General features: G+C 53.4%; 2 protein-coding genes and 1 pseudogene (1 of these 3 cut by a window edge). All 3 read left to right on the forward strand.

Annotated elements, in window-relative coordinates:
• Positions 1–26 precede the first annotated feature (26 nt).
• Positions 27–116: a UvrB/UvrC motif-containing protein gene (locus QVO97_RS06920; RefSeq protein WP_288189263.1), complete on the forward strand. Its 90-nt coding sequence runs from the start codon at positions 27–29 to the stop codon at positions 114–116.
• On the forward strand, positions 100–1134 hold the full coding sequence (locus tag QVO97_RS06925; RefSeq protein ID WP_022359632.1) for a hypothetical protein: 1035 nt from the start codon (positions 100–102) through the stop codon (positions 1132–1134). Before QVO97_RS06920 ends, QVO97_RS06925 begins: the two co-directional genes overlap by 17 nt.
• Positions 1135–1162: 28 nt before the next feature.
• Positions 1163–1866: pseudogene (locus QVO97_RS06930) on the forward strand (ATP-dependent Clp protease ATP-binding subunit) (it continues 1766 nt past the right edge of the window).

Here is a 1866-nt window from a genome sequence, read left to right on the forward strand (position 1 = left end):
AGCTGAAGCGCAGGCTGGAAGCGGCGTTGCAGGAAGAAGACTATGAGACGGCTGCTGCCTGCCGGGATAAGATACACAGTCTGGAAGGAGAGATGAGACATGACGAAATGGTTTGAGGAAGTGGCGAATGATGCGTCCAATATCGTTTCCAGCCGGGTGCGTCTGTCTCGGAACTGGGAAGAATATAAATTTCCGAGCCGTCTGGAGCCGGATGAGGCGCGGACGATGATTGCCCGTTTAAAACAGAATTTCCGCGATCTGGGTGACCGGGACGGTCAGTTTTATGAATATGAAGATCTGGAATTGATGGAGAAGCTTGACCGCACCGCATTGCGGGAACGGCGGCTTTTAAACCGCACGCTGGCGGAGAAGACGACGCCGGGCGGGATCCTCTGTTCGGAGGATGAGCGGGTCAGCATGGTATTAAATGCGGACGATCATATCCGTTTACAGGTGCTGGCATCGGGACTCAATCTGCAAGAATGTTATGCAAAAGCGGATGCGCTGGATGATTATATCAACGAGAAGATTCCGTATGCATTCAATGAGAAATATGGATATCTGACGTCCTATCCGACGAATGTCGGAACAGCAATGAAGGCGTCTGTGGTCGTGCATCTGCCGTCTCTGACGATGAATAAGAAATTTCAGGAACTTCTGGGCGATATGGGACGTTTCGGCACGACCGTGCGCGGCGTTTATGGCAGAGGCAATGAAAACTACGGCGATCTGTACGAGGTAGTCAATCAGAAAACACTCGGCATCACCGAACAAGAGATTCTGGAGCTGGTAGCCAACGTGGCGGGGCAGCTCTCGGCGCAGGAAAATCAGTTCCGCGAGGTTTCTCTGTCGAGGCACCGCCTGGAGCGGGAGGATGAGGCGTACAAGTCCTACGGCGTTCTGAAATATGCGCGCCGGATGACGCTCAAGGAAGCGATGACATTTCTATCTCATGTCTGGGCGGGCATCGCGGACGGGCTGTTAAAACTGGCAGAATTTGTGAGCATTTACCGCCTGATGATCGGCATCCAGCCGGCAAACTTACAGAAACGTTCGAGCAAGCCGCTGGGACGTGAGGAACTGGAGGCAGAGCGGGCGCGATATCTGCGGGAGGAACTGCCGAAGCTGGTGTAAAGTAAAAAGAAACAGGAGGAACAGTAAAATGATCGATCGTTTTACTCAGAAAGCCAGAGAAGCGATCCGTCTGGCAGTCGAGACAGCGCAGGAGCTGGAACACGGCTATGTGGGGACGGAGCATCTGCTTTTAGGACTGATAAAAGAGGGAACTGGCGTGGCGGCAGCGGTTCTGGCAGAACATGATGTGACAGAAGAGCGTGTCATGGAACTGATGGAGCGTCTGATAAGCCCGGCAGTGGCGACTCAGGTAGAGGGACAGATTGAGTATACGCCGGGGGCGCGCGCCGTGCTGCAGGCGAGTTATGATGAGGCGGTTTTTTTCAAAGCGCCTCTGATTGGAACGGAGCATATCCTGATTGCCATCATCAAGGATGGAAAATCAACTGCGTGCCGTTTACTCAATACAATGAATGTTAATATTCAGAAATTATATGTGGATCTGATGGGGGCTATGGGCGATGACGCGCCGTCCGAGACAGCGGAAGATGCGGCAGCAAGACGGGTGCGCCCGGAGAAAGGCAATACACCGAATCTGGACAATTTCAGCCGGGATCTGACCCAGATGGCGCGGGACGGAAAGCTCGATCCAGTCATCGGCAGGGAACGGGAAATGAAACGTGTTATTCAGATTTTAAGCCGCCGGACGAAGAATAATCCGTGCCTGATCGGGGAACCAGGCGTCGGAAAGACGGCGGTTGTGGAAGGTCTGGGGCAGTTCATTGTTTCCGG

This window comes from Clostridium sp. CAG:43, from assembly GCF_000434655.1.
GTDB lineage: Bacteria > Bacillota > Clostridia > Lachnospirales > Lachnospiraceae > Otoolea > Otoolea fessa.